Source organism: Pseudomonas emilianonis (assembly GCF_023072625.1).
GTDB lineage: Bacteria > Pseudomonadota > Gammaproteobacteria > Pseudomonadales > Pseudomonadaceae > Aquipseudomonas > Aquipseudomonas paraveronii.
In genome coordinates, this window is sequence record NZ_JAKNRV010000367.1 from 1 (window position 1) to 4,881 (window position 4,881).

Below are 4,881 nucleotides of genomic sequence, written 5' to 3' on the forward strand. Positions count from 1 at the left end.
CGACGGCCTGGGGCACCACCGCGCCCTGGGCCGGTTGGCGCGATTGCTGCCAGCTCTGCCAGGCGAGGTAAAACAGGTAGAGCGCGCCGACCATCTTCAAGGCGCTGAACAGCTGTTCCGACGCCAACAACAGCGCGCCCAGCCCCAGTGCCGAGGCACTCAACAGGCAAATCGAGGCAAACACGCCGCCGAGAAACGCCGGGTACGAACGGCGCAGGCCGTAGTTGAGACTGTTGCTGATCATCAGCAACGACAGCGGGCCGGGAATCAGGATCACGATCAACGCCGCGCCACTGAACAGCAGCCAGGTTTCCAGGTTCATTTACAGTGCTCCTTTGATGCCAAAGCCTCACCCGAGGGTGAGGCGGTTTCTTCGCGTGTTCCCGAACTACAGGAAGATAAATTTCGCGATAAAAATCGCGCACAACACCCATAGGCTGATGGAGATTTCGCGGTACTTGCCGGTGCCGGCCTTGAGCGCCACATACGTGATAAAGCCCAGGGCGATGCCGTCGGCGACCGAGAAGGTCAGCGGCATCATGATCGCGGTGACGATAGCCGGAATGCTATCGGTGGCTTCGTCCCAGTTGATATGGGCCATGCTCGCCATCATCAGCATCGCCACATAAATCAGCGCGCCAGCGGTGGCGTAAGCCGGAATCATGCCGGCCAGCGGCGCGAAAAACATCGCCGCCACAAACAGCACGCCCACGGTCACAGCGGTCAGCCCGGTACGGCCACCGGCGGCGACACCGGCGGCGCTTTCCACATAGCTGGTCACCGGCGGTACGCCGACCATGGCGCCGAATACGCTGGAGGCGCTGTCGGCCTTCAACGCACGGGACAGGTTGTGGATCTTGCCGTCGGCGTTCACCAGCCCGGCGCGTTGCGCGACGCCCATCAGGGTCCCGGCGGTGTCGAACATGTGTACAAACAAGAAGGCAAATACCACGCTGATCATGCTCACATTGAACACACCCTTAATGTCCATGGCCAGCCAGGTCGGCGCCAGGCTCGGCGGGGTGGAGAGGATGCCGTTGTAGTGAACCAGGCCCAGGCCCCAGCCGGCGAGGGTCACGGCGATGATGCTGATGAGAATCGCGCCGAACACCCGGTGGTAGCTGAGGATCGCGATCAGTAGAAAGCAGATGGCCGCCAGCAACGGCGCCGGCTCGCGCAGCGAACCGAGCTTGATCAGGGTGGCTGGGCTGTCGACGATGATACCGGCGGTTTTCAAGCCGATCACCCCGAGGAACAACCCCACACCGGCGCCCATCGCGTGGCGCAGGCTCACCGGAATGCTGTTGAGCAGCCATTCACGGATGCGCGACAGCGTAAGCATCATGAACAACACGCCGGAGATAAACACCGCACCGAGTGCCGTCTCCCAGGTGTAGCCCATGGTCCCGACCACGGTGTAGGTAAAGAACGCGTTCAAACCCATGCCCGGCGCCAGGCCCACCGGCCAGTTGGCGTACAGGCCCATCAACAGGCACCCCAGCGCGGCGGCGATGCAGGTGGCGACGAACGCGGCGCCGTGATCGATCCCGGCGTCGGCCATGATGTTCGGATTGACGAAGATGATGTAGGCCATGGTGATGAACGTCGTGAGGCCGGCGATCAACTCGGTCTTCACTGTGGTGCCATGCACGCGCAGTTTGAACAGGCGTTCCAGCCAGCCAGGGTTCGTGAGGGAGAGGTCCGGCGGGGCGAGGTCCAGCGGGGCTTCGGATTTGCGGCTATCCACAGCGAGTACTCCTCAAGCATTTTATTGTTATGGCCAGCGCTTAAGCGCTGTGAGGTACTGGCGGGTTTTGTTGACTAACAGGTCAGGAACTCGCACGAAGCGAATTATGCTTTTGTATACAAATAAAGCAAATAATGTTTTCGATTGTCTGCGCAAAAAATGATGAAAGGCTAATTCACCGCACTCAGCGCCAGATTGACCGCCAGCCAGCCGTTCACCGCTTCTTCCCCCGCCTCATTGAAGGCGCGCTGCAACAGCTTCACCTGTTCACGGCGTAAGGATTGCTCGAAGCGCAGGCCTTCGGTGCTCAATTCCAGCAGGCGTTTGCGCTTGTCGGTCTCGGACGCGACGCTCTCCACCAGGTGCATTTCCTGTAATTGGCGCAGCGGCATGTTCAGCGCCTGCTTGCTCACGCCGAGCAATTCCAGCAGCTCCTTCACGCTCAGGCCGGGGTAGCGCGCGATAAAAAACACGATGCGCTGATGCACCCGGCTCAGGCCACGGCGCTCCAGCATTTCGTCGGCCTTGGCGGTGAACGCCTGGTAGCCGAAGAAGAACGCCTCCATGGCTTTTTGCTGGCTGGTCTGGTTTTTAAGGTCAAGCATATTGACGTATCCACTGAAGTCGGCGTAATTTCGGTCAACTAGTTTGACGTATTTCCCACAGGCTTTGCTACCGGTGACCCAATGGCCTTCTCAGAACGTGTTACACGCCTAAAAAGCTCCCTGATCCGTGAAATCCTAGCGGCGGCCCAGCGCCCGGAAGTGATGTCGTTCGCCGGTGGGCTGCCGGCCGAAGCGATGTTGCCCGCGTTGAACTGGGACGACATGCCGTTGAATATCGGCCAATACGGCATGAGCGAAGGCGAGCCGCAGCTGCGTGAATTACTCGCCGCCGAGGCGCGCGCACTCGGCGTGCCGTGCCAGGCCAGCCAGGTGCTGGTGGTCAGCGGCTCCCAGCAGACCCTGGACCTGGCGGCCAAGCTGTATATCGACAAGGGCACGAAAATCCTCTTGGAAGGCCCGACCTACCTGGCCGCGTTGCAGATTTTCCAACTGTTCGGCGCCGAGTGTCTCACCGTGCAACTGGAAGCCGACGGCCCGGACCTGGTCGCGCTGCGCACGAGTCTTGAACGCCACCGCCCGGCATTCATCTACCTGATCCCGACGTTCCAGAACCCGTCGGCCGTGCGTTACAGCGAGGCCAAGCGCGAAGCCGTCGCGGCGTTGCTCGACGAGTTCGGCGTGACCCTGATCGAAGACGAACCCTACCGCGAACTGACCTTCGACGGCGGCAGTGCACAGCCCATCGCCGGCCGTCTGAAAAAGGCCAGTTGGATCTACACCGGTACCGTTTCCAAAACATTGTTGCCCGGTTTGCGCGTCGGCTACCTGATCGCCAGTCCCGACCTGTTCCCGCACCTGCTCAAGCTCAAACAGTCGGCCGACCTGCACACCAATCGCATCGGCCAGTGGCAGGCGATGCAGTGGATCGGCAGCGAAAAGTATCAACAGCACCTGGTGGAACTGCGCAGTTTCTATCGCCAGCGCCGGGACTCATTCCAGGCCGCATTGGTGCGACATTTCAACGATCTGGCGGACTGGCAGGTGCCCCAGGGCGGATTATTCTTCTGGCTGACCTTGAAACAACCGCTCGATACCCGCACCTTGTTGGCACCTGCGCTCGATCAGAACGTCGCGTTCATGCCCGGTGAACCGTTTTTTTCCGAGCCGGACCAGCACCTTGGCTCACTGCGGCTCAATTTCAGCCATATCGACCCGTCCCGTTTGGACGAAGGTCTCAAGCGCCTGGCCGCAGTGGTCCGTCAAGCACAGCACGCGCAAGCGGCATAAGGGGAGCCCCATGTACAAGGTTTATGGCGATCACAAGTCGGGCAACTGCTACAAGGTCAAATTGATGCTCAACCTGTTGGGCATTCCGTATCAATGGGTGGATGTCGACATCCTCAACGGCGGCACCGAGACCCCTGAGTTCCTGGCCAAGAACCCCAACGGCAAGATCCCGGTGCTGGAACTTGAAGACGGCACCTGCCTGTGGGAATCCAACGCGATCCTCAACTTCCTCGCCGATGGCAGCGAGTTTCTGCCCACCGAACCGCGCCTGCGCACCCAGGTGTTGCAGTGGCAGTTCTTCGAGCAGTACAGCCATGAGCCGTATATTGCGGTGGCGCGGTTTATCCAGCTGTATTTGGGCATGCCGCAGGATCGCCTCGACGAATACAACACCACTCACAAGGGCGGCTACAAGGCGTTGAAGGTGATGGAGCGTCAGTTGCAAAGCACGCCGTACCTGGTGGGCGAGCAGTATTCGATTGCCGATATTGCGCTGTATGCCTACACCCATGTGGCGCATGAGGGCGGTTTTGACTTGACGCCTTACCCGGCCGTGCAGGCGTGGCTGAAGCGTGTGGCCAGCCATCCCAAACATGTGGCCATGCTCGACTGACTCACTCGGTCAACGGTGGGAGGGGGCTTGCTCCCGATAGCGGTGGTTCAGTCATGCATCAGGTGACTGACACGGCCCTATCGGGAGCAAGCCCCCTCCCACATTTAGCTCAGCGGTGTGTCGGATAATTGCTCATGCAGTAAGTCGAAACAGCGCTGCGCCGCCGGGCTCAGGCCCATCCCGCTGCGACTGATCAGCCCGATCTCCCGGTTAACGCCGGGATGGTCGATGGCGATGCGCTTCAGCCCCTCCAGGCTGTCCGCCGCCGATTCCGGCAGCACACTGATCCCCAGCCCCTGACGCACCAGGGCCAGTACGGTCGACATGTAATTGGCCTCCATGCCTGCGTTCATCGTCAGGCGTGTCTGATCAAATAACGCCTCGACGTGCTCGCGCACGCTGCTGTCGCGCCCGGTCAGGATGATCGGCTGATCCGCCAGTTGCTCCAGGGTCAACGCCCGATGGCGGGCGAGCGGATGATCCAGCGGTACAAACGCGCACAATCGATCATTGAGCACCGGCACAAACGCCAGCCCGTGGCTCAGCCGTGCGCGCACGCCGATGCCGAAATCCACCTCGCCCGAGCGTACCTGGGCATGAATGCGGTGGGCCACCAAGTCATGCAGGCGCACTTCGATTCCGCCAAACCGTTCGCGAAACAGGCGCAG

At 60.8% G+C, this 4,881-nt stretch carries 6 protein-coding genes; 2 read left to right on the plus strand and 4 right to left on the minus strand.

Annotation, left to right across the window (positions count from 1 at the left end):
* From L9Z73_RS25280 to L9Z73_RS25290, 3 genes are all read right to left on the minus strand, one after another.
* Positions 1-322 (minus strand): LysE family translocator (locus tag L9Z73_RS25280; RefSeq protein WP_247406947.1); only part of this gene is annotated, 322 nt, incomplete at its 3' end.
* 66 nt (positions 323-388) lie between these two features.
* Entirely contained in the window at positions 389-1,720 is a 1,332-nt protein-coding gene (locus L9Z73_RS25285; RefSeq protein ID WP_247406960.1) for an NCS2 family permease, read from the minus strand.
* Between the two features lie 197 nt (positions 1,721-1,917).
* The gene (locus L9Z73_RS25290; protein ID WP_198717276.1) at positions 1,918-2,352 is read right to left on the minus strand and encodes a MarR family winged helix-turn-helix transcriptional regulator; all 435 of its coding nucleotides are present in this window, start codon (positions 2,350-2,352) and stop codon (positions 1,918-1,920) included.
* An 81-nt stretch (positions 2,353-2,433) separates the two neighbouring features.
* Between L9Z73_RS25290 and L9Z73_RS25295 the strand changes: the two genes are divergently transcribed.
* Together L9Z73_RS25295 and L9Z73_RS25300 are read left to right on the plus strand one after the other, a co-directional pair.
* Positions 2,434-3,600 carry a PLP-dependent aminotransferase family protein gene (locus tag L9Z73_RS25295; protein ID WP_247406950.1) on the plus strand — a complete coding sequence of 389 codons (1,167 nt, stop codon included), beginning with the start codon at positions 2,434-2,436 and terminating at the stop codon, positions 3,598-3,600.
* Positions 3,601-3,610: 10 nt separating this feature from the next.
* Positions 3,611-4,213, plus strand: coding sequence for a glutathione S-transferase family protein (locus tag L9Z73_RS25300; protein WP_247406953.1), 603 nt, complete (start codon positions 3,611-3,613; stop codon positions 4,211-4,213).
* A 104-nt stretch (positions 4,214-4,317) separates the two neighbouring features.
* Here L9Z73_RS25300 and L9Z73_RS25305 read toward each other — a convergent pair.
* The coding region (locus L9Z73_RS25305) for a LysR substrate-binding domain-containing protein (RefSeq protein WP_247406956.1) at positions 4,318-4,881 on the minus strand (564 nt) is incomplete at its 5' end.

Excerpts from the sequence above, each read along its gene's own strand:
- L9Z73_RS25295 (WP_247406950.1), top strand. The coding sequence starts at position 2,434 with ATGGCCTTCTCAGAACGTGTTACACGCCTAAAAAGCTCCCTGATCCGT.
- L9Z73_RS25290 (WP_198717276.1), bottom strand. The coding sequence starts at position 2,352 with ATGCTTGACCTTAAAAACCAGACCAGCCAGCAAAAAGCCATGGAGGCG.
- L9Z73_RS25300 (WP_247406953.1), top strand. The coding sequence starts at position 3,611 with ATGTACAAGGTTTATGGCGATCACAAGTCGGGCAACTGCTACAAGGTC.